The organism is Shewanella sp. AC34-MNA-CIBAN-0136, from assembly GCF_040309945.1.
Lineage (GTDB): Bacteria > Pseudomonadota > Gammaproteobacteria > Enterobacterales > Shewanellaceae > Shewanella.
In genome coordinates, this window is the sequence record NZ_JBEOPJ010000013.1 from 128650 (window position 1) to 151405 (window position 22756).

Annotated in this window: 16 protein-coding genes and 2 tRNA genes; 7 read left to right on the forward strand and 11 right to left on the reverse strand. The window is 40.0% G+C overall.

Annotated elements, in window-relative coordinates:
• Positions 1 to 597: 597 nt before the first annotated feature.
• The gene (locus AAEY94_RS14085) at positions 598 to 1287 is read right to left on the reverse strand and encodes an LrgB family protein (RefSeq protein WP_101086616.1); all 690 of its coding nucleotides are present in this window, start codon (positions 1285 to 1287) and stop codon (positions 598 to 600) included.
• A 24-nt stretch (positions 1288 to 1311) separates the two neighbouring features.
• Positions 1312 to 1749, reverse strand: coding sequence for a CidA/LrgA family protein (locus AAEY94_RS14090; protein WP_101086615.1), 438 nt, complete (start codon positions 1747 to 1749; stop codon positions 1312 to 1314).
• A gap of 106 nt (positions 1750 to 1855) precedes the next feature.
• Between AAEY94_RS14090 and AAEY94_RS14095 the strand changes: the two genes are divergently transcribed.
• Positions 1856 to 2767 (forward strand): LysR substrate-binding domain-containing protein, encoded by a 912-nt coding sequence (locus tag AAEY94_RS14095; protein WP_101087201.1) that lies wholly within the window; start codon positions 1856 to 1858, stop codon positions 2765 to 2767.
• Positions 2768 to 2953: 186 nt separating this feature from the next.
• Here AAEY94_RS14095 and AAEY94_RS14100 read toward each other — a convergent pair whose 3' ends face one another.
• Positions 2954 to 3280 carry a hypothetical protein gene (locus AAEY94_RS14100; protein ID WP_101086614.1) on the reverse strand — a complete coding sequence of 109 codons (327 nt, stop codon included), beginning with the start codon at positions 3278 to 3280 and terminating at the stop codon, positions 2954 to 2956.
• A 399-nt stretch (positions 3281 to 3679) separates the two neighbouring features.
• Between AAEY94_RS14100 and AAEY94_RS14105 the strand changes: the two genes are divergently transcribed.
• The gene (locus tag AAEY94_RS14105) at positions 3680 to 5146 is read left to right on the forward strand and encodes a DASS family sodium-coupled anion symporter (RefSeq protein WP_101086613.1); all 1467 of its coding nucleotides are present in this window, start codon (positions 3680 to 3682) and stop codon (positions 5144 to 5146) included.
• A 180-nt stretch (positions 5147 to 5326) separates the two neighbouring features.
• Here AAEY94_RS14105 and AAEY94_RS14110 read toward each other — a convergent pair whose 3' ends face one another.
• Complete coding sequence (locus tag AAEY94_RS14110; protein ID WP_101086612.1) at positions 5327 to 6958, reverse strand: methyl-accepting chemotaxis protein; 1632 nt, start codon at positions 6956 to 6958, stop codon at positions 5327 to 5329.
• Between the two features lie 534 nt (positions 6959 to 7492).
• On the opposite strand from AAEY94_RS14110, the gene AAEY94_RS14115 reads away from it, so the two are divergent.
• Positions 7493 to 8743, forward strand: a complete 1251-nt coding sequence (locus AAEY94_RS14115) for an MFS transporter (protein WP_101086611.1) — start codon at positions 7493 to 7495, stop codon at positions 8741 to 8743.
• On the forward strand, positions 8718 to 9692 hold the full coding sequence (yidZ, locus tag AAEY94_RS14120; protein ID WP_101086610.1) for an HTH-type transcriptional regulator YidZ: 975 nt from the start codon (positions 8718 to 8720) through the stop codon (positions 9690 to 9692). The genes AAEY94_RS14115 and yidZ overlap by 26 nt, the downstream gene beginning before the upstream one ends.
• Positions 9693 to 9892: 200 nt before the next feature.
• Here yidZ and AAEY94_RS14125 read toward each other — a convergent pair whose 3' ends face one another.
• Entirely contained in the window at positions 9893 to 12037 is a 2145-nt protein-coding gene (locus tag AAEY94_RS14125) for a putative bifunctional diguanylate cyclase/phosphodiesterase (RefSeq protein WP_101086609.1), read from the reverse strand.
• Between the two features lie 820 nt (positions 12038 to 12857).
• A tRNA-Ser gene (locus AAEY94_RS14130) sits at positions 12858 to 12947 on the reverse strand.
• Between the two features lie 274 nt (positions 12948 to 13221).
• On the opposite strand from AAEY94_RS14130, the gene AAEY94_RS14135 reads away from it, so the two are divergent.
• Both AAEY94_RS14135 and fabA read left to right on the forward strand, forming a co-directional pair.
• The gene (locus AAEY94_RS14135; protein ID WP_350979084.1) at positions 13222 to 14958 is read left to right on the forward strand and encodes an AAA family ATPase; all 1737 of its coding nucleotides are present in this window, start codon (positions 13222 to 13224) and stop codon (positions 14956 to 14958) included.
• A gap of 75 nt (positions 14959 to 15033) precedes the next feature.
• Positions 15034 to 15549 (forward strand): bifunctional 3-hydroxydecanoyl-ACP dehydratase/trans-2-decenoyl-ACP isomerase, encoded by a 516-nt coding sequence (fabA, locus tag AAEY94_RS14140; RefSeq protein ID WP_101086607.1) that lies wholly within the window; start codon positions 15034 to 15036, stop codon positions 15547 to 15549.
• A gap of 96 nt (positions 15550 to 15645) precedes the next feature.
• Here the strand turns inward: fabA and rmf are convergent, their stop codons facing one another.
• The 5 genes from rmf to rlmKL form a co-directional block, all read right to left on the reverse strand.
• A complete protein-coding gene (rmf, locus tag AAEY94_RS14145) occupies positions 15646 to 15822 on the reverse strand; it encodes a ribosome modulation factor (RefSeq protein WP_011638106.1) in 177 nt (58 codons plus the stop codon).
• A gap of 252 nt (positions 15823 to 16074) precedes the next feature.
• Positions 16075 to 17964 carry a DUF3466 family protein gene (locus AAEY94_RS14150; RefSeq protein WP_101086606.1) on the reverse strand — a complete coding sequence of 630 codons (1890 nt, stop codon included), beginning with the start codon at positions 17962 to 17964 and terminating at the stop codon, positions 16075 to 16077.
• A gap of 25 nt (positions 17965 to 17989) precedes the next feature.
• Positions 17990 to 19906: an ABC transporter ATP-binding protein gene (locus AAEY94_RS14155; protein ID WP_101086605.1), complete on the reverse strand. Its 1917-nt coding sequence runs from the start codon at positions 19904 to 19906 to the stop codon at positions 17990 to 17992.
• Position 19907: 1 nt separating this feature from the next.
• The gene (locus AAEY94_RS14160; protein WP_059744475.1) at positions 19908 to 20144 is read right to left on the reverse strand and encodes a glutaredoxin family protein; all 237 of its coding nucleotides are present in this window, start codon (positions 20142 to 20144) and stop codon (positions 19908 to 19910) included.
• On the reverse strand, positions 20131 to 22269 hold the full coding sequence (gene rlmKL / locus AAEY94_RS14165; protein WP_101086604.1) for a bifunctional 23S rRNA (guanine(2069)-N(7))-methyltransferase RlmK/23S rRNA (guanine(2445)-N(2))-methyltransferase RlmL: 2139 nt from the start codon (positions 22267 to 22269) through the stop codon (positions 20131 to 20133). The genes AAEY94_RS14160 and rlmKL overlap by 14 nt, the downstream gene beginning before the upstream one ends.
• 295 nt (positions 22270 to 22564) lie before the next feature.
• Between rlmKL and AAEY94_RS14170 the strand changes: the two genes are divergently transcribed.
• A tRNA-Met gene (locus tag AAEY94_RS14170) sits at positions 22565 to 22640 on the forward strand.
• Positions 22641 to 22756: the final 116 nt, after the last annotated feature.

The window sequence follows — 22756 nt, forward strand, 5'->3', positions numbered from 1 at the left end:
AATCTGAATGTGTTGATTATGAGCGCGTGATCTCATGTTGAAAATTGCCACTGTTCTTTCAGACACTCTTGAATTTAGTTGGCTTTTAGTTTGCATAACAAACAATGTTTCTAACGCAATATAGATTCTAGTGGGAGCGCATAGATGAACAGGATTGCCAACGGATACGTTGGCAGAAAAACTCACTTGGAAGGAGTTACAGGTGCTAGTGAGGCTATACAGGCCGATGTGAGATGGAGTGATGGAGTGATGGAGAGTTTGCGGTTATGAGTACCACTTACAAAGAATAAAGCGCAACCTTACATCTGAGGCCATATCATCATGCCAAATATGTGGGTTTTATTGCTCTTATTGCGGACGATATTGATTGACTGATTAACCTGGGCAGTTAACTCACCAACATAGGTGATGAAAGCATCAATCCGAGTAGGTTTATCTATCGATTTGATTCGATTTTGAAGATGCTAATAACATCAACATTGCGCCATAATGTACATAAAATTGCATTCCAGCGCGGTGACGAGTGAGCAAGAACTCTATATTTCCATCGAAGGGAAAGTCTTTATCGCGTAACGATTTGTCGAAACAAATATGAGATTAATTAAACAGTAACGCAAATAAAGGCGCGGTTATCACCATGGCTATGCCAGTAAAAATCATGGTTAAACTTGCGACGACGCCTTCTTCTCGGCCAATTTGATTCGCTTTAGCGGCTCCTGCGCCATGGGCTGACGCGCCTAATGATATACCTCGTGCCAAGCTGCTTTTTATGTTGGCAGCTTTAAAAAGAGGATCGCAAATGAGCATACCCATAATACCTGTCACTAACACTAACATTGCGGTTAATTCAGGGACGCCACCAAATGCGCTTGTAGCTTCGATAGCAAAGGGAGTTGAAACCGATCTTACAATTAGGCTTTTAGATAGTTCTGCCGGCATATGAGTGAAATGGAGAATCAACCATGATGAACCAACGCCTAAACATAACCCCACTAATACGCCAACACTTATGGTTAACGGATAACGTTTAATCAGAGCCCTTTCTCTATAAATTGGCACTGCAAATGCAATAGTCGCAGGCGCTAATAACGCGGGTAGCCAATGGGTAAATTGAAAATAATCGACCAATGGAATTTGAAATATCACTACAGTCAACAAAATAATAGTAGGGGCTAAAATAATGGGGGCGAACCAAATGCGTTGCTGGCGTAAATACAAGCGCTTACTAAAATAATAACCGACTAACGTGAGTAATAAACACAATACACCTAATAACGAACTATTCATTGTTACACCCCATTATATTCAATTTTAAACAGCACGTAAGCGCTGAGATGTAATGCTGTTTAAACGTTGCTGACGTTCAAATTTAAATAGCTTATCGACAATAAACGCAGTACCCAATAACACACTCGTACTCGCCAATAACATGCACACAATCAACTCTGCACCATAACTTTCTAGCAATGACTCATATTTTGTAATGGCAACAACTGGAGGAATAAAAAATAACAATAAATCGCCAATTAACCAGCTCGAACCTTGTTTGACGACTTTCTCAGGGATCCATCGGCAAGACAATAATATCAACAATACGCCGAGGCCAATCACGCTTCCTGGAATAATCGAATGAACAGAATAAGCAACCCATTGACACAACCAAGCAAAGAAACATAGGCCGCTGACTTGGATGATTAAGGTTGTTTTGCACTTTAAAAAGGCACTATGACCAGTGAATAGAGATAACATTTAGTTTCACGCAATGGTTATTTAGTTGATATGCGGAGTTTACCCTTGCTTAATTGATAAAAAAAATGAATATTAATGATTGATTACATCACTTTTGGTTATGACATTGGATCTTAAAGCACTGCACTATTTCACTGAGGTTGTTAATGCTGGCGGTTTCGCTAAAGCATGTCACACAGCATTTGTGACTCAACCTGCCCTCTCAAAAGCAATACGCTTACTGGAAGAAGAGCTTGATATGATATTGCTAGAACGCGGAAAGCGTGGCTCGCAAATCAGGCTAACTGAAGCAGGGAAAGTAGTTTATCGCCATGCCTCAAAGTTAATGGAAGCCCGTCAACTGATGATGGCTGAACTGGATTGTTTACGTAATTTAAGTGGTGGTTCACTAAAATTAGGGCTAGCTCCATTAGGCAGTGCAGAGTTATTTGCCCCTGTGATAGCTCAATTTAGACAACAATATCCGAGTATTGAGCTGCAATTATTGGTGCGCGGCGGTATAGAGCAAACGGCAGCCTTACACAAAGATGAAATAGAACTTGCGACAGGGATTATTGATTTCGATGATGAGTTTTGTGGTATTCGTATTCGCAATGAGTCAATGGTGGTTGTATTACCCGCAGGCCATAAACTTGCGAGTAAAGAAACGTTACAGTTAAGTGAGCTTGATCAATTGGCCCAAGTGATGTTTGAGCCAGAATACGCCTTATATGAGCTAGTGCTTGAAGCTTGTGCCAAAGCGGGATTTAAACCCCAAAATATCACTCGAGTCAGTCATGCTGATTTTGGCATTGCACTAGTCGCGGCTGGCTCTGGAGTAATGATACTGCCAAAAATTATTGCTGAACGATACCGGGTCGAAGCGGTTGTGAATGTCCCCTTAGCCAGTGAAGATTTACGCTGGGAGTTATCATTGTTTTGGCGTAAGCAGAAACATCTATCATTTGCGGCTCAAGCAATGATAAAGCTTATTAAGCAGCATTTAAGTCAGCTAGAAAATAAACCTAAAAACGAGTAAAGCAGCAGCGTTACGCATAATGTTTATCGAAAGCAACTAGCCAAGATTTTATCAACCGAAGAGTCAAAATAATTTAGATACAATTGCACCTAAGCCGGTAGCAGAGGTTGGTGTTGCTTTAGATGGGCTGTTATCTACCGTTAACGTATAGGTCCCCACAAAGTCATCAATGTAGCCAGGGGGCATTTATGCGTAAGAAGTAACAGTAGGTTCAACATGCAGCTCATTACTAGCAGACCAATAAGGCGATGTATGGTTAGGCATACCATTGGTTTCAATAACAATGTTCGTGCCACTGAGCACCACATTGACGTTGTTATCATCAAACTCATAGTACGCAGTATGTAAAATGCCACTGCCTAAATCTTCTGTTCCCGTATCGGTGCCGGTATCGGTTGAACTGGTTGCATCTGTTACATCGGTGCTGTCTTCAGAACCGCCACAGCCAGTTAACCCCAAGGTTAATGCTAAGGTGATGGCAAGAGTAAGCAAACTTAAAGGTGAAGAATTCATGTCATATCTCATAGGTGTAAATATAAGATAAAGCTTAACAATGAAATGTGTAGCAACTACGCAGAAATTATGAATAACCAGCAGTTTTGTATATACCAATGTTAATGAGGTTAAAAAGCCCTCCAATCGCCAAATTCGATAAAAATAGCATTATCGGTGTAATCATATATTGTTTTTCTAGCCAATTAGTCACGTCAATCAACACAGCCAGCGAGTCAATAAACAATTGAGTGGAACACTAATATGACACATATCAACAATGAGAATAACTTCACAAATTTAAATATCCCAAAGACTTAGTATCAAGTTACTGCTCCGATCCGCTTTAACAATTGACCAAATGATAACGACATTTATTGTCATTGCTAAAGGTGTATTCTCAAACCTAAGGATACTGCAATGAAAACTACCGACATCCGAATTGTTCCAGGTCTGATTTCAATTGCGATAATTATATTTCTTTGGTTCATCGTCCCCTCACCGGAAGGTGTGTCGGCCAATGCCTGGCATTTATTGGCTTTGTTTATTGGTACTATTGTCGCAATTATTGGTAAAGCGATGCCTATTGGGGCTATTGCCATATTAGCCATTACACTCGTTGCATTAACAGGCGTAACCAATGACAAGCCAGCTGATGCCATTAAGGATGCCTTAAGTGGATTTTCAAACTCACTGATTTGGTTAATTGGTATTGCGATTATCATCTCACACGGATTAGCTAAAACAGGTTTAGGGAACCGTATTGGCTATTACTTTATTGCTTTTTTTGGGCGAAAAACCATTGGTATTGGCTATGCGTTAGCGTTATCAGAGCTGGTCATTGCACCTGTCACACCCAGTAATACGGCACGAGGCGGCGGAATTATTCACCCTATAATGAAGTCAATTGCAGCGAGTTTGGGCTCGTCTCCAGAAGAAGGAACATCACGCAAAATAGGCCATTATCTTGCCTTAGTGAATTATCATACCAACCCCATTACCTCGGCAATGTTCATTACCGCGACTGCACCTAACCCATTAATAGTCAAATTGATTGCTGATGCCACAGGTGCAGATATCAGTATTACTTGGGGCACATGGGCACTGGCAGCATTATTGCCAGGTTTGCTTTGTATTGCGCTGATGCCACTGGTTATCTATGCGGTTTACCCCCCAGAAATAAAGCGCACGCCAGACGCAACAGCTTACGCTAAGTCAAAGTTGGCTGACATGGGCCCTATGACTTTTGCTGAAAAAATCATGGTGAGTGTGTTCTCGCTATTACTGATCTTATGGGCAGGAGTACCTGCCATGATATTAGGGGCGGATTTTGCGGTTGATACCACTGCAGTCGCATTTTTAGGCTTATCCATTTTGTTAATTAGCGGGGTACTGAGTTGGGAAGATGTGCTTAAAGAAAAAACCGCTTGGGATACCGTGGTGTGGTTTTCAGCATTAGTCATGATGGCAACGTTCTTAAATAAGTTGGGATTAGTCGATTGGTTTTCTGGTGTGGTTGAAACCAATATCGCCCAAATTGGTGTCAGCTGGATGATTTCAGTGATCATATTGGTGGTGGTTTACTTTTATGCACACTACTTTTTTGCCAGCACCACTGCGCACATTACCGCCATGTTTGCAGCATTCTTCGCCGCTGGCATCGCATTAGGTGCCCCACCTTTATACCTAGGTTTACTCCTTGCAGGCGCATCATCTTTAATGATGTCGCTCACGCATTATGCCACTGGCACCTCACCGATTATCTTTGGCTCCGGTTACGTATCAATGGAAGACTGGTGGGTAATGGGCATTATTATGAGTGTTGTCAATTTAACCATTTGGGGTGTTGTCGGCGGACTGTGGTGGAAAGTACTTGGTTATTGGTAAGGTTGAGATAGAAATAAAATCAGCCTGTGCTTAAGCCATATTGATAAAGCCAAAAGTTGATTAAACCTAAAATTGATAAAGCCAAAAGTTAATTAAACTCAAAATTGATTAAATTAACGCTGACAAATAACATGAGTGATTTGTCAGCGTTAATCTGTAACCCTTTCACAGAACGAATAACTATATTTCGGTCTTAAACTGCTTTACATTTAACTCTAAGCTTTTAGCAAGCTCTTCAAGTTGATAACTGGCCGCGGTAATTTTACCGGCTTCTTGCTGAGCCAATAATGCTGAATGAGTAATTTGAATAAAGTTTTGATTTATATCCGCAGCAACCACAGACTGCTGCTCTGCGGCTGTGGCAATTTGGATATTCATATCGCTTATTTTAATTACCGATATATTGATAGCCTGTAATGATTCTCCAGCGTTTTTAGCTTGCTGAACACTACTATTGGCTTGCTCTTGACCTTCGTTCATAACAGTCACTGCTTTAACAGAACTGGCGCGCATGCTTTCAATTACAGCTTGGATTTGTCTTGTTGATTCTTGTGTACGCTGAGCAAGATTACGCACTTCATCAGCAACAACGGCAAAACCTCGGCCTTGTTCACCTGCACGTGCAGCTTCAATGGCCGCATTTAACGCCAACAAATTAGTTTGTTCAGCAATACCTTGAATCACATCTAACACAGATCCAATTTCTTTACTGTCTTGTGATAGTAAATCAATGATCTGTGCCGCTTCACTTACTTTAACGGCTAACGCATCAATATCAGTCTGTGTTTTAGTCACTTCAATCTGACCAGCATTAAACTCATTTGTGGCCGTTTGTGATAGTAGCGCAGCTTCGCTGGTATGGTTTGCCACTTCTGAAACGGTACTCGACATCTGGGTGATCGCTGCAGCACCATTATCGGTCGCTAATTTTTGATTATTGATGAGGTGTTCGTTTTGCTTTGCCGTTTGGTATAAATCTTTAGACGCCGCAAGTAACTTATTTGCGGCCAACATGGAATTTTGGGTTATGTCGGTCAGGTTAATGGTTAAATCCTGCACTGCACTTAATATACTCTGAGAAGAATTAACGGTTAATTTTACCGTGAGATCACCTGAAGCGATTTGTTGAATCACATTGGCAGCATATTCCGGCTCGCCGCCAATAATATTTTTTAAGCGCTTTACAGAAGTTAACGCCACCATACACCCAATAAATAGTGCAATGGCGGTTACAACGAGCATCACCGACTGAAAACTGGTTGTTTGCTCACGCGCTGCTGAAACTTGTTGTTGAATCTGCGCTTCTTGATAATCAATTAACTTATTAATTCTTTTTAGCCATTCGCTATATAAAGGTGAAACTACCACTAATAGGTGCTCTGTCGCAGCATCATTACGGCTCGAATTAACCATCTGTAACAAGGTTTCAGTAGCCGCTAGCGTGGTCACTTCAATGTCTTTAATCGCTTGCAGTAAGCTTAACTCTTCATTGCTGTGCTGCACGTTGGCATACATAGTATTAAGTGTTTTTGCAGCTGTGAGATAAAACTGTTTAAGACGATTAATGTCATTTTGATGCTGTTGTGACAGTGAAGCATTATTGACTAATACGGCATCTCGAATTGAAATGGCTCGATCATGCACACTGCCTCTAAAATTAATCGCTTGGCGCTGTTCAACTGCTGTCTGCTCTGACAATTTGGTTAAATTATTGTCTGCGATACTTATTTTGAGTAAACCAAACAAGGTTATACCAACCATAATGACCAGTAAACTTGCAAAGCCAAAGTAAAGACGGCTTATTATTCTCATTATTAAGACCTTTTGTGTAATTAAGTGTATTGGTACTTTTCGGTAAAATTTGAAGCGTAAAATTGAGTCAGTAAAATTAAAAACATGAATAACAAGCACTAAAGACAACGGCTATCGACAATTGACAATTGACAATTGACAATTGACACTTTGATTTTTAAGGTGATAACTAAAAATCAACTTCTATCATTAATGGTATAGTTGATGCTCAACAGTTTTCGGACTCCATGATGAATAAAGACCGGAGCATCGTTTCAATAATTTCAGCAAACCTTTTTTACGGCCTAATCTAAAGAGTGAGCGTATAAAAACCGCGAGCTCGATTGAATAAAGCTCTAAAATCAGCAAACTCAATACGCTTAGCGATGCTCCGTAGCTCACTTTTTATTAAAGCTTTTCGATCAATGTATTTAAAGTCATCAGATTCAAATCAATCAACAAGATGTCGTAAATAGAAATACCTGTTGTCAAAATGGCAACTCGTACCTACAAACCTTTCAATCTATTATCCTTGCAACATTAAGTGAGGGTTTTATGACTAGATTTATACTGTGTAGCTTCGCGCTGGTTCTGCTTTATCCCACTGCAATTGACCTTTATTTAGTTGGTTTACCACAAATCGCCAAAGACTTAGGTGCAAGTGAGTCACAACTCCATATCGCTTTTTCTGTGTATTTAGCGGGTATGGCCACAACGATGGTATTTGCCGGTAAATTATCAGACGTTATCGGCAGACGACCCATAGCAATTACTGGCGCTATTATTTTTACATTAGCTTCGTTCATGGCCAGTACAGTAGAAAACAGCCAATCTTTTTTAATCGTCCGCTTTATTCAAGGTATTGGCGCTGGCAGTTGTTACGTGGTCGCGTTTGCTATTTTACGTGACAAGCTGGACGATAAACGCAGAGCAAAAATATTATCTATGGTCAATGGAATTACCTGCATCATGCCCGTTATCGCCCCGGTGATTGGTCATTTGATCATGCTTAGCCTTCCATGGCCAAGTCTGTTTATTACTATGGCAGCCATGGGTGGAGTGGTGTGTTTAATGTCAGTATTTGTTTTAAAAGAAACCAATACTACACGCCAATCATCACGAGCTAATGTAACAACAGTCGAAACAACTGATCCATCGACAGCCCACCCCTTCACTCAATCAACAACTCAACCCACAACTGCGACAGAATCCTTTTACCAACGATTCTTTTTAAGCCGACTACTCATTAGTGCCATTGCCGTTACAGCAATTCTTACGTTTGTAAATGTATCGCCAATGTTGATCATGAATATCATGGGCTTTAGTCGCGGCGAGTATTCAATTGCGATGGCATTAACGGCACTTGTTAGTATGCTCACCTCATTTGCTATGCCATTGGCGTTGTCATATATCAAGCAACGTAGCTTGATGCTGGTATCTCAATTATTATTTGTGTCTGCCGCAATCATCCTCGGGCAGACTCAACTCAGTGCCGATAGCCAATTTATCAGTCTATTTGGTCTTAGTCTTATCTGTGCAGGATTTTCAATTGGGTTTGGTGTGGTAATGAGCCAAGCGCTTAGCCCCTATCGTTATCGAGCGGGTGTCGCCAGTTCTATGCTCGGAGTGGCTCAAATTTGCAGTTCAGCTTTGTATATTTGGCTATTAGGCTTGCTTGGTATAAGTGCATTGAATATGCTGATATTAATATTGTTAATGGGTGGCGTTATCAGCGCTGTTTTAATAGTATTCATTCCCTCACCACTGCCGAGTATTTCCAATGAAGAAATCATTAGCACGCCTTGATCTAAACTTGCTGATCACTCTGCAATTGTTATTACAAGAATTAAGCGTCACTAAAACAGCAAAAAAACTGAACGTGACGCCGTCAACGGTGAGCAAATCTCTCAGCAAGTTACGAGAATGGTTTGACGACCCTTTGTTTATAAAAACACCTCATGGATTTAGCCCAACGTCACTCGCCATCAGTATGGAACAAGAGCTTGCTGACTGGTTACAAGTCAGCAGTCAAATACTCGCAAAACGCGGCGATGAGATCCCTAATGGTGTGCGCTTTAATCTTGCGATGGAATCGCCATTACTACTGACGATGTTTAATCAACTTACACAGCAAATTTTTCAGCAGTATCCAGATGCTAAAGTCAAAGTTCATAACTGGGACTATGACTCAATTGAGGCGATCATTCGAGGAGAAGTCGACATTGGTTTTACAGGCCGAGAGAGCCACCCAAGATCAAAAGAATCGATTAAACTTTTACCCTACTTTATCAATTACGAAGTATTATTTACCGACCTCCCCTTAGTGTATTTACATAAAGATCACCCAGCCTTAAAAGAAGATTGGAATATTGATACTTTTGTAAAATACCCACAAATTAACATCACATGGGAAAAGTCAGACACCTGGGCATTAGATGAAGTGTTAATAGAAATGGGCTTAAGCCGTAATATTGAATTAACCATGGCCACGTTCGAACAATCTTTGTTTATGACAGCTCAGTCTGGTCACAACATGATTACCACTGCACCACAATATTGTCAGCACTACTGTCGTAATATACACACAGATTTAGTGTGTTTACCTATTCCGGTAGATAAAGCATTACAAGATAAATTGATGATTCCCTTCACCATGATTTGGCATAAACGAAACAATCAAAATCCAAAAATAAAATGGTTAAGAGATGCGATAAAAGCCTTATATCGAGACCTTAATAATACCCACTTGCGTTAGTGTAGAGATACAAGTGGCATAGTTATTTTGGCCACCTAAATAGAGGTGATATTATTATCTCGTACATGACTTTAGGTGAACACATGAGATCGATAACCTACTACTTTATAAGCGCAGATGACGGTTACAGTTGTTGAAAAATAGCTTTCATATGATTTTCACACAAAGATCAACACACACTAAAGACTAACTCATAACCCTCATTTACAAATCCAAGGAGGAGACGTATTCCATAAATTAATCCACTCAGGGATTGAGCTTGCTGGCATTGGCCTTGCTATACCGAAACCTTGTGCTAATTGACATCCCATTTTGAGTAATTGCCGACCATGCTCTTGGGTTTCAACCCCCTCTGCTATCACAGAACGACCGAAGGTCTTCGATAATTCAATGACACTTTTTACAATGGCTTGATCATCCATATCATCTAACATGTCAATGACAAAAGATTGATCTATTTTTATAACATCAGTCTTTAACTTTCTCAAATAGCTTAAAGATGAAAACCCCGTACCAAAATCATCTAACGAAAAACGTATCCCTAACTGTTTACATTGACTAATAACCTCAGCGATGTGCTGAGTATCTTTAATAATACTGGATTCTAAAATTTCAAATTCAAGCTGACCCGCTTGAAAACTCGTGTTGAGAAATAAGATTTCATTTAATTGTTTAATGAAATCTTCATGCTGAAGTTGTAATGGACTGACATTGACACTGATAGGTATAACTATTCCTAAGCGTCGCCATTCATTATGCTGCTTTATTGCCTGGTCAATTACCCATTTACCTAACTCAATTGCTAGAGGCTCTTCTTCAATGTAGGGCAAAAAGCGAAAGGGTGACAAAAGACCTTCTGTCGGATGTTGCCAACGAATAAGGGCCTCTAAACCTATAATATCATTAGTTTCCATATTAATTTTTGGTTGGTAGAATAACAAAAACTCATTGTTATTAAATCCATTGCTTATGTATTCTAACTCTCGATACTGGAGTTTTATCGCTACATCATTTTCAAAGTCAAATTCATGAATGCAATTCTTTCCCTGCTCTTTAGCCCTATACATAGCCTGATCAGCATGACGAATAAGTATGTCTGGGTAACTATTATCCTGTGGGAAAAATGTCACGCCAATACTCACCGTTATAGAAAGGCGCTTATTTTCAATAATAAATATTTCTGTAATTGAAGAAAGTATTCGCTGTAATATTTCTGTTGCTTGATGATGACAGTCTAAATCATCAAGAATCAAAACAAACTCATCGCCACCAAACCTGGCAAGAGTATCATCCTCTCGTATTGCAGTTTTAAACCTATTTGCAACAAGGCAAAGAAACTCATCTCCTATATCATGACCGTAAGCATCATTTACCTCTTTAAAGCCATCCAAGTCTAGGAAGGCTATAGCTATTTGTTTGCTATTACGCTGCGCTTTGATAAGCGCTTGCTGCATTCGATCAGCTAACAAATTTCTGTTTGGCAAATGTGTTAGTGGATCATAGTTGGCTGCAAACTTTAACTTCTCATTTACTTCTTTTAATACCTGATTACTTTTTTCAAGTTTCCGTTGATTATTTTTCTCGTCGGTAATGTCTTGAAATATACCACTTAATTTTTCAGCAACACCATCGACATACGTGATATGACAAGTCGTTCTAACGTCAATCTTTCGTCCTTTGGTGGTATAAGTTTCAAGCTCTAAGTCGTACTCTTCGCCAAGTTGAATCGCAGCATCAAGCGCTTCTTGGAATAATTTTTTGGAATCGGGTAATAAATAACTTACCCCCATTTCAACGGTAGGAATATATTCTTGCGGAGTTGTTTCATAAATTCTGTAAGTTTCATCTGTCCAAATCAAGTCACCGTTATGCAAGTTGAGTTGCCAGCCACCTAGCTTGCCTATCTCTTGAGATTCTCTCAATAACTCGGTTGTGGTTGCAAGTAGTTCTTCCTGCCGCTTACGAAAGGTTATTTCTTGGTGCATGCCAATCATTCGTGTCGGCTTGCCTTCAACATCCCATGCAATAGCTTTGCCTGTAGACAATACCCAAACATAATGACCGCTTTTGTGTTTCATACGAACTTCTAACTCACAAAGTTCGCTTTGGCCTTGACAATGGTAATCATAATTTTTAATTGCCCTAGGCAAATCATCTGGGTGCAATACATCTAGCCAAGTTTGGTAATCAACAGGCATTAACTCCGATAAGGTATACCCTATAATCTCAGCCCAACGTTCATTACAAACAAGACCATCATTTTCAACACGCCAATCCCAGACGCCAACATTAGTCGCATCTAAAACTAACTCATTAACCTCTTGGCTTATCGTATTCTTGTGCATGGCCTTTATACTGTTTGGGATAAAAAGTTATGGATTAATCAGCTTTTGTAAATAAGAACTTTTTGCCTTTTAATCAATCACAAAAGTCTACTTATTACTGTTTTTTAACTTCAATACTAAAACAGTTTTAACGAACAGATATTCTTTAATATAAGGTAAGCTTGATTAAGTATCAAAGCAAATCACTTAGTTAATGAGCGAAAAAAATATTAATAAAACGAAAAACAAAATGAGATTAGAGCTTCAATTTTTTACACTATATCCAAGACCTAAACGGTAGAAAAAAACTGTGCCACCCATCCTCTGAACAAGTAACATAGCTCATTTCCATTGCTTTGGCGACAGCTCTGCTCGATGTACTCAATTCATCAACTTCAATCGAAACATCAAAAAACTATTTTTGAATTAGTAACCTATCGGTCACCTACGGAATTCAGCACAGCTGAGAAACTTGATAGCAATCAAATATGAGGATGTGTTGTGTTTTTTGGAGGGGATACTTAAACGCACAGCCTGCGCTGGCAATTTGTGGTGCCTTGTCGCCGTTTTCGGTATCAATGCTCACAGTATTCAGTTAATGCAGATAAAACTCAAAACTGTTATTGAGGATGGATAGCTTACTTTTAACAAACAGGAACCCGGGGTTCAGAGTCCTATCTTTAGCCCCAATAAATAAGCCTTATATTTGTCGGATTGGCATTTAGTCTTGAATCTAGAAGAGGGATAGCTTGCTTTTAATAAAGAGGAACCCGGGGTTCAGAGCCCTATCTTTCACCAAATAAAAAGGCCCGCTATAAATAGCGGGCCTTTTTATTGAATGTGGCGGAGGGATAGGGATTTGAACCCTAGAACGGGATAAACCGTTGCCGGTTTTCAAGACCGGTGCATTCGACCACTCTGCCATCCCTCCGAACGGACTGAATAATATAAGTAACTCGTTTGCTTGTAAACCATAAAGTTAAAAAAAACACCTGAGTGCATAGCATTTAATCAGCATGCTCATATTTTTGTCATCATCGAGACTTTTTTAATCAACACAAAACTCGTTGGCGACTCTTTTATGGACTTGAATCACTTCAACAACACCAGGTAAGCTAGAAGAGTTGAATCTGCTAAGGCTTTTGTGGTGCTTTATGCTAATATCATCTCATTATTTTTCGTTGTCGCAGCTAAATTACCACTATATGAATTCAACGCTACTGCCTAGTGCCAAACTCGCTCCTCAATATCATTTACCTGATGCATCGACTTCAGTTTCTTTTCCAAGTCATATACTGCTTGGTCAAGAACGAGTGGTTGAAACATTCAAATTAATGAGCAAAACAAATTCGCAACATTTATTTCTTGCTGATTTTTTAGGGGTAGATAGATCACTATTTATTGATGCGTTGGTAACTCAAGCTAACACGCCTTCAAATCATTACCTTGTTGCGACTAAAAAACAGCAAGAAGATGCAGATATTCAGTTTAAGTGGCAACAAACCCTCCCTCCTGAACATGTCGGCATTATCGCTAAACAAGAATCATTGTCTTGCTATTTACAAGGGACTATTCGCCGTGCTGATTTGCTCGGTAGAATGCTTAAAACGGATAAATCCAGTGTTTATAAACCTGGTGCACTAGCCAAAAATCATTTCGTGTTTATTTGCTTAGCATCATTATGGCAGCGCGAGAGTTTGTGGGATTTGTTGATGCAAATTATCCACGATGGCTTTTATCGTATTAATAATGAGTTAACTCCTATTCCACTGAATTGTAAAATTGTACTTGTGGGCTCTGGTTTATCGTATAGCCAGCTTAGAGTTGAAGACCGAAATTTTAATCGCCATTTTCCATTGCTGGCTGAAATGAGTAATGAAGTTGATCTAACACAGCATCCTGAATCGTCTTATGTGCAATGGTTGAACGTGCTTGCCCAAGCAGAATCTGTTGAATTAGAACCATCAAGTTTGTTACCGTTATTTTGGTATAGCTCTCGTTTGGTTGAACATCAACAACGCTTAAGTTTAAGTATGTTGGAGTTTAGGCAACTATTAGGTCAAGCAAAAGTATATTCAGGTCAAGCTACATTGAATGCTGCAGCTATAGCTAAAGCACTGGAAAAATTAAAATTCCGTCACAATAGCTCTGAAATATATTCGGCTCAAAGTTTTGATGATAATTTTATAAACCTGCCAACTAAAGGCGCTATGGTAGGTCAGATTAATGCCCTTACGGTTATTGATACAGGCGATTATACCTATGGTGAGCCTGCCCGTATTACCTCATCAGTGCATTATGGTGATGGCGAAGTGGCAGATATTGAACGAAAATCAGAGTTGGGTGGCAATATTCATGCAAAAGGCATGATGATCCTATCTGCTTGCTTGTACCGTATTTTTGGTCGTGACGCGCCTCTTCATTTGAATGCAAATATTGTATTTGAACAGTCTTACCAAGAAATTGATGGTGATAGCGCTTCACTCGCCGAGTATTGCTGTTTAATGTCTGCGATAGCTGAACAACCGATTATCCAAAGTTTAGCGGTTACAGGCGCATTAGATCAGTTTGGCAATGTACAAGCGATTGGTGGTGTGAATGAGAAAATTGAAGGTTTCTTTAATTTATGTCAACGCCGCGGTTTAACGGGTGAACAAGGTGTTATTATGCCTAAGGCCAATGTATTACAGCTAAATCTTGAACCTACTGTGATTGAAGCCATTGATAAAGGATTATTTCATATCCATGCAATTGAGCATATGGATCAAGCAGTTGAACTGCTGATGCAAATGCCTGCTGGAGTCGCGAATGAAGATAACGACTTTGCACCAGACACGCTTTACGGATTAGTACAACAACGTTTAGATAAATTAGCCGGACAAGATGATGACGTGGAACTGAACTTTTTTGCTAAATTGTTAGCTAGATTGCACATTATTTAGTGATCGGAGTTGTTTAGCTTACACGTGTTCGCTATCTTGTTAGTATTATCAGTCAATTAAGTGGTATCGATTTAAATGGAAAAAGCTAATAGTTTCAATAAAGAGCAACTTGTCGCATGTGGTCATGGCAATCTTTTAGGCCCAAATAGACCGCGCTTACCTGTCGACAATATGTTGATGATTGACCGTATCATTACCATAAATGAAGATGGTGGTGCATTTGGTAAAGGTGAAATAATTGCCGAACTCGATATCACACCCGATCTATGGTTTTTTGATTGCCACTTTATCAGTGACCCAGTAATGCCTGGTTGTTTAGGTTTGGATGCTATGTGGCAACTTGTTGGTTTCTTCCTAGGCTGGGAAGGCGCTGAAGGTAAAGGTCGAGCATTAGGCGTGGGTGAAGTGAAATTTACCGGCCAAGTATTACCTGATGCAAAGAAAGTGACTTACAAGCTTAATATTAAACGCAAAATTCACCGAAAATTGGTTATGGGTATAGCTGATGCCACGATGGAAGTTGATGGTCGTCAAATCTACTCAGCAACTGATTTAAAAGTAGGTATTTTTAGTGATACATCAACTTTCTAGTTAACGCCACTTTACTTCGAAATACGTTGAAAATGTAGCTTAATGCCCTCCGATATACTTCGTGAGGGCATTTTATTAAGTGTTACTTATTAAGTACTACTTGTTAAATAGGCCATTAAGACGACCGTCAATACCTTCACGCCATCCGCCTAACCATTGAGACCGTGAATCCAGATTCGAATGGGGACAAACCTCCTTAGAACGCCCTCCTACTCCGGCTTGAAATCCTTTTGAAAATGCTCTGTCTAAACGATCTCTTTTCTGTCTTTTCATGCATGAGTCCTCTTCAGTAACAGGCTTTTGTTTGACATGATAAAGCTGAAGCCTTGCATATAGAAATAGATCGTTTTTTAACCAAAATCAACCAAAAAAACCATCATTTTAATGATCTTTTATTAAGGTATTGAGAATTAGGTTAAAAAAAAATCGAGGAATATTTCCTCGATTTTTTTATGGTTCTAGACTACCCCCTGTTTGAGGTGCTAGATGACGGTGACTACACTGAGTCTATGATGACAGTTAAGCCTATTTTTTTACTCTGCGACGCAACCATAATAATGGCAGAGTGAATAACCAAGCAAAACTGGCTGCACCTTGACGTACATAAGCCACTTCTTCAACTGTGTCTGAAGTCGTACATGCTTCACCAGAGGTTGGTTTCAAAATAACCATTCGCGGCAAATATGCTGTTACTGGAGCACCGTTCCCATCTAATTCAAATAGCGGTAGATTATTTTCACCGACAAGCACATTACCAGTAGTTGCATCGGTTTGATATTGTGGCTTACGAATAAACGCAGTCCCTACAATAGTGCCGTCTTCATTGATGCTATTGGCTTCTACAACTTGAATATCGGTGTTATAAGTTAATATTTCACCAGTACCATCTTGAATACTCACTTGATGACGAGCCCACTCTCCATCAGTATTCTGTACATAGCCTTTAGAACCACAGGTAAGGAGATCGTTTAAATTAGAAAATTCGCTAGTACTATTTTCAAATAAGAAACCCACTTTTGGACGAGGCTTTTCTTTGTCGTAAGTTGATTCAACATAACCGACAACTTGTCCTTTATTGTTGATATCTTTAGGTTTGCTACTTAAATCTGACAATGTGGTTTGGAAGTCATTCGGCGTAACAATTCCTTGTTCAGGATTATTAGTGTCTAATGTGAAGAATTTATCACGCAAATAGCCACCAATATATTTACGATAACTGCCGACTAAAATACCATTATCATTAATATCATATGCGATAGAACTGGTGACTTCATTCTCCATATCTACCCAATTATATTGATATTCACCATTGGCATTCTTTTTCCAGTAAGCAGCATCAAAATATAATTTATCGGTGTCGCCATTACGATAAACATGTGAGCGGCCAGCCACATCATCATCGCTGTTAACACCTAATGCTTGGGCGGTGTAAATTAGCGTTGAATCCGTTGCAGGGGTTAAGCCTAACGGTAATTCAGTACGCTCAGGTACACCGGCATCGTCTATGTTATTTAAATCCCATACTAAAGCGCGTGTTTGATAAATAATATAACGACGGCTGTTAGTGTCTGGATACTGAGAATCTTGAACACAAATAGCGAGCGGCGTAGGATTATCTGCATCAGTGTCTTCTGCGCTTGTAATACAGCTATCTACACGGTCAACACTTGATGAAGCCAATGCGGTACTTCCATAACCAACAACAAGATTATTTTCATTTACATCGGCTGCAACAGACGAACCACCTAACTCAACGGTAGCTGCACTAGTGTCAGCATCTTGTTCACGAACATAGGTTGTGTAAGGAGGTAGCAATGAAAATTCAACATCATCTTTTACTGCAATGGCACGAAGTTCAAAATCACGATAATACCAAAGCTCTTGTGTTGTGCTTGTACCTTCATAAGCCAAGGTCTTTTGTTCACCGGTATAAGCACCCACTTTGGTGCCATTACTGTTAAGACCATAGAAGAAGGTATCAATTGAATTAACAACCAGTTCACCATCACTGTCTACATCAGTAGGATTAGTCGTACCTGCTAGGCTATAAAATGAAGGCTTCCAAGCGCCTTCAGCGGCATTTGCACTGGTAGTGACAGTGAAGTTATTTGCCTCTATTGGCTTTAATACTGAATAGGTAATCTCTTCTGCATCAGAAATACCATCTTCAACATCAATGATGCCGCCTTCAATGTCTTCGGTACTAAGTTTCTTTTTACCTTTTGAAATACCGACAACTTCATCTTGACTGTTCACCGCCATGGCATAGCCATTACGTGTACCGTCAATAGTGCCATTTAGGTCGAAATCTTCAATATTAACAATTTCATATACTGGCGCAGCTTGAACTGTTCCAATCACACTTAATACACCTATCGCAACAAGGGATAAGGCTTTATCAAACTTTAACTTCATGTAACTATTCCTGTTTTATTATGCTTTACTTCAGTGACTCAAGCTCTTCCCATCGCTCGAAGCAAACTTCTAAATTCTGTTCTTTTTCTGCCAACAACTGCAGTGTTTTATTGACCAAATCCTGCGGTTGATTATAAAAATCAGCACCCGCTATGGTTTGCTGCAATTGGGCAATATCTTGCTCGAGCTGTTCCATTTGGCTCGGAAGCGTATCTAATTCTTTTTGCAATTTGTAAGACAGTTTTTTGACTGCTTTCTCAGGGATACTGACAGGCTTTGTTTCAACCACTGCGGTAGGTTGGACAACATTAGTTGCAACAGGTTCCTCAGAATAAAACTTTGCACCTTGAGCAACAGCATCTTGGTAACCACCAACATACTCAGCCCATTGTCCATTGCCCGCAAACCACCAACTGCTGGTAACGGTATTGTCGATAAATGCTCTATCGTGGCTCACGATAAGTAATGTACCAGCAAAATCAGCAAGCAGTGACTCTAACAATTCTAACGTCTCAATATCAAGATCGTTTGTTGGTTCATCGAGAATAATTAAATTGGCAGGGCGTAATAATAATCTCGCCAATAACAAACGGTTCTTCTCGCCACCAGAAAGTGCTTTTACCGGAGTACGAGCACGCATTGGCGAGAATAAGAAATCTTGTAGATAACTAAGAATATGGCGATCTTGGCCATTAATTGTGACGGTACTTTTACCCTCACCAACGTTTTCTTCTACTGTTTTTTCTGGGTCAAGCGCTTCACGATACTGGTCAAAATAGGCAACGTCTAGCTTAGTACCGACTTTAATTTCGCCAGATTGAGGCTGCAGCTTTTCAATTAACAGTTTGATTAGCGTTGATTTACCGCAACCATTTGGGCCAATTAACGCGATACGGTCACCACGTATGACAGTAGTACTGAAATCTTTAACTAAATTTTTATCAGGCAAATTATAGTTAACATTTTTAATATCAAATACTAACTTACCAGAGCGTTCGTTATCAGATACCGACATTTTGGCGTTACCTTGACGGTTTAAGCGTTCACTACGTTCGGTACGTAGTGCTTTTAACGCTCGAACACGACCTTCATTTCGAGTACGTCGCGCTTTAACACCTTGGCGGATCCAGGTTTCTTCGTCGGCAAGTTTTTTATCAAAATGAGCGTTTTTCTCAGCTTCAACTCGTAACCATTCTTGCTTACCATCTAAATAAACTTGATAGTTACCTGGAAATGAGACCACTACACCACGATCTAAATCGACGATACGCGTTGCCATTCTTTGAATAAAACCACGGTCATGGCTTACAAATACGATAGCGCCTTTAAAGCTTAATAAAAATTGCTCTAACCATTCAATGGTATCGATATCTAAATGGTTGGTAGGTTCGTCAAGCAGTAATAAATCAGGATTAACAACAAGGGCACGAGCTAACGCCACTTTACGCTGCCAACCACCAGACAATTCATTTAATGGCTTATCCGGATCTAGACCTAACAACTGACAGTTTTGGATAATGCGTGAATCTAATTGCCAGCCGTCATTGTGATCTAACACTTCCTGAAGACGTTGCATTTGATTCAGCATACGGTCCATCTGCTCAGGATTAGCATCTGCAACATCGTGTGATAATTGATGATACTGTTCTAACGCTTCACCAATTTCTTTCAAACCCGCTGCTATATAAGAGTAAACCGATCCGGTTTCTGCTTTAGGAGGGTCTTGCTGTAAACGACTGACGTTAACGTCATTTGCAATATTAAACTCACCATCATCAAGTAATACATCACCTGATAATACTTTCATTAAACTTGATTTACCGGCGCCATTACGCCCAACAATACACACGCGCTCACCAGGTTCAATGGTAAAATCTGCATTTAGCAGCAAAGGAATGTAACCGTAGGCTAACGAGCCATTATTAATGCGTACCAGACTCAATCTAAACTCCTAAAAATTCTTGTAATTGTGCGGCATCGAAAGGCCAGAATAACTCACGTTCGCCCTGTACAAATACAGGAATGCTCATGCCATAACGCTCTGCAAGTGATGCGTTATCACAAATATCGATGTGCTGATAATGTATTGCGGTTTGATCAACCAATTTTTGAGCTATTTCACACAGATGACAACCCTCGGTGTGAAATAGCACATAGGCGACTGAACTATTTTTTAGCATGAGTCAGTAGCCAAACATTATGGATATGTGGATTACGTTTATAATCCAGCGGTAAACATAAATGGTCGATATTAGTCACGTCGATACCTGCTTGGTTCAACGCCTCGATATCCATTTTAAATTTACGTTTGTTGTTTGAGAAGATAAGCTCGCCATTTGGAGAAAGTAGCTTAATCAAGCCACCTAACATCTCTGCATGATCGCGTTGCACATCCCAACTGTCTTCCATACGTTTTGAATTTGAAAACGTCGGTGGGTCGATAAAAATGAGTTCATATTTCTGATGGCTATTATCTTTTATCCACTGCAAACAGTCTGCTTGAATAAAGTCGTATTTAGCGCCAGACAAACCATTTAAGGCAAAGTTTTCTTTGGCCCAATTGATGTAGGTATTAGACATGTCGATGGTGGTAACTGATTTAGCTCCACCGATCGCAGCATGTACTGATGCAGAGCCAGTGTAAGCGAATAAATTAAGGACATTTTTGCCTTTTGATTTATCGCCAACCAGTTTACGTGTAACTCGATGATCAAGGAACAAACCCGTATCGAGATAACCGGTTAAGTTAAGTTTAAATTTAGCACCATATTCTTCAGTGATAACTTCAACTTTACGTTCGTCAATTTTTTGATATTGGTTAGCACCCTTCTGACGTTCACGAGTTTTCAAGGTGATACGATCAGGATGAATCCCTAACGCCCCAGGCAAGGCTAATAGCACATCACTAATACGGCGTTTAGTCACCGCTTCAGGAATAGTTGCTGGAGCTGAATATTCTTGAATAACAACATAATCGACGTATCTATCAATGGCGACGTTGTATTCAGGTAAATCAGCATCATATAAACGATAACTGTCTATGCGCTCTTTTTTAGCCCATTTTTCAAACTGTTTAACATTCTTTTTAATACGATTCGCAAATGCTGGCGCAATGTCGATAATATCAACACCTTCAGGCAATTCAGGCACGTCGCGGCGGGTACTGTTGGCGTGTAAGGTATAAATGTTAAAAGCACATTCTAATGCGCCGTTGAACATTTTCATCTGCTTGTCAGCTTTTAGTTTAAGCGATGATATAAGTTCAACATCACTGCACAACATAGCTATTTTCCAGCCACCAAACTCTTTTTTAAACTTATCACCGAGTTGGTAATAAAGTTGTAAAAGCTCAGTAACATTACCCAAACGCTCACCGTAAGGCGGGTTAGAAATCAAAAAGCCTTCACTTACAGGAGGTGTTACATCGAGTGCATCTGACACGCTAAATTCAATTAATTCAGCTACACCAGCATTCTCAGCATTGCGCTTAGCGATAGAAATCAGGTGAGGTTCGATGTCTGAACCGTAAAATTTAAGCTTACAACGAGTTTTGCCCAAGGTTGCACGCGCTTGAGCTTCGTCAAAAATAACCTGCCACATTGCTTTATTGTGACTTTGCCAATTTTCGAAACCAAATTTCTCACGTTTTAGTCCAGGCGCAATATCAGCAGCCATTAATGCCGCTTCTATTAATACCGTGCCACTGCCACAAAATGGGTCAAGCACAGTAATAGGATTAGCTTGCCAACCACTGCGTACCAACATATTGGCAGCGAGGTTTTCTTTTAATGGTGCTTCACCCGTAGTTGAACGGTATCCGCGTTGGTGTAAAGAAGCGCCTGAGAAATTCATTGAAATAGTCAGTTGACCATTACGATAATGGGCATCAATTTTAAAATCTGGATTGACACGTTCTACATCGGGACGAGGAGTACCATCATCACGAAAACGGTCAACTACAGCATCTTTAATTTTCAGCGCACCAAATTGAGTGTTATTAATGAAACCACCCGTGCCGTGAAAATCAATACTGAAGGTTTTTTTATGGGAAAAATGCGATGGCCAATCAATGCAGTATGCTGCGTTATAAAGTTGCTCTGCAGAATCACAAGCTCCTTTATAGATGACTAATACGATACGGCTCGCTAAACGAGTCCATAATGTAATGCGATAAGCCAGCTCTAATGAAGCAGAAAAATATACTCCAGCAACACTTTCTTTAACGTCGGTTGCTCCGAACTCTTTAAGTTCAGAAGCAAGGCTATATTCGAAACCCTTTGGGGCTGCAGCAAAAAAATTAAACATGTATTAGTCAGTCATCGGTTACGCAAAATTCAGTGCAGCATTATACCTGCTCAAACACATAACCCCAACGACTTATCGAAATGGACGGTTAAAATCCCTTATTTTTGGGTTAATTTGGCAATATCGTACGATAAAGCAGTGACTCGCTTATTTTACCAGCAAACAAATAGCTATCGCCTAGATTTTACTTGCAAATATAAACGGGGATCGCTATAGTTCGCCCCGCTTTGAAGCAGACCGTTAAACACGCTAACTAGCCAGTTTAATAAGATGAATTAAAGCAGCGTCAATCGGACGCGGGATGGAGCAGTTGGTAGCTCGTCGGGCTCATAACCCGAAGGTCGTAGGTTCAAGTCCTACTCCCGCAACCATTTCTTTAGTCAATAGAATTAAAATAATTGATAGCGTTTATCGGACGCGGGATGGAGCAGTTGGTAGCTCGTCGGGCTCATAACCCGAAGGTCGTAGGTTCAAGTCCTACTCCCGC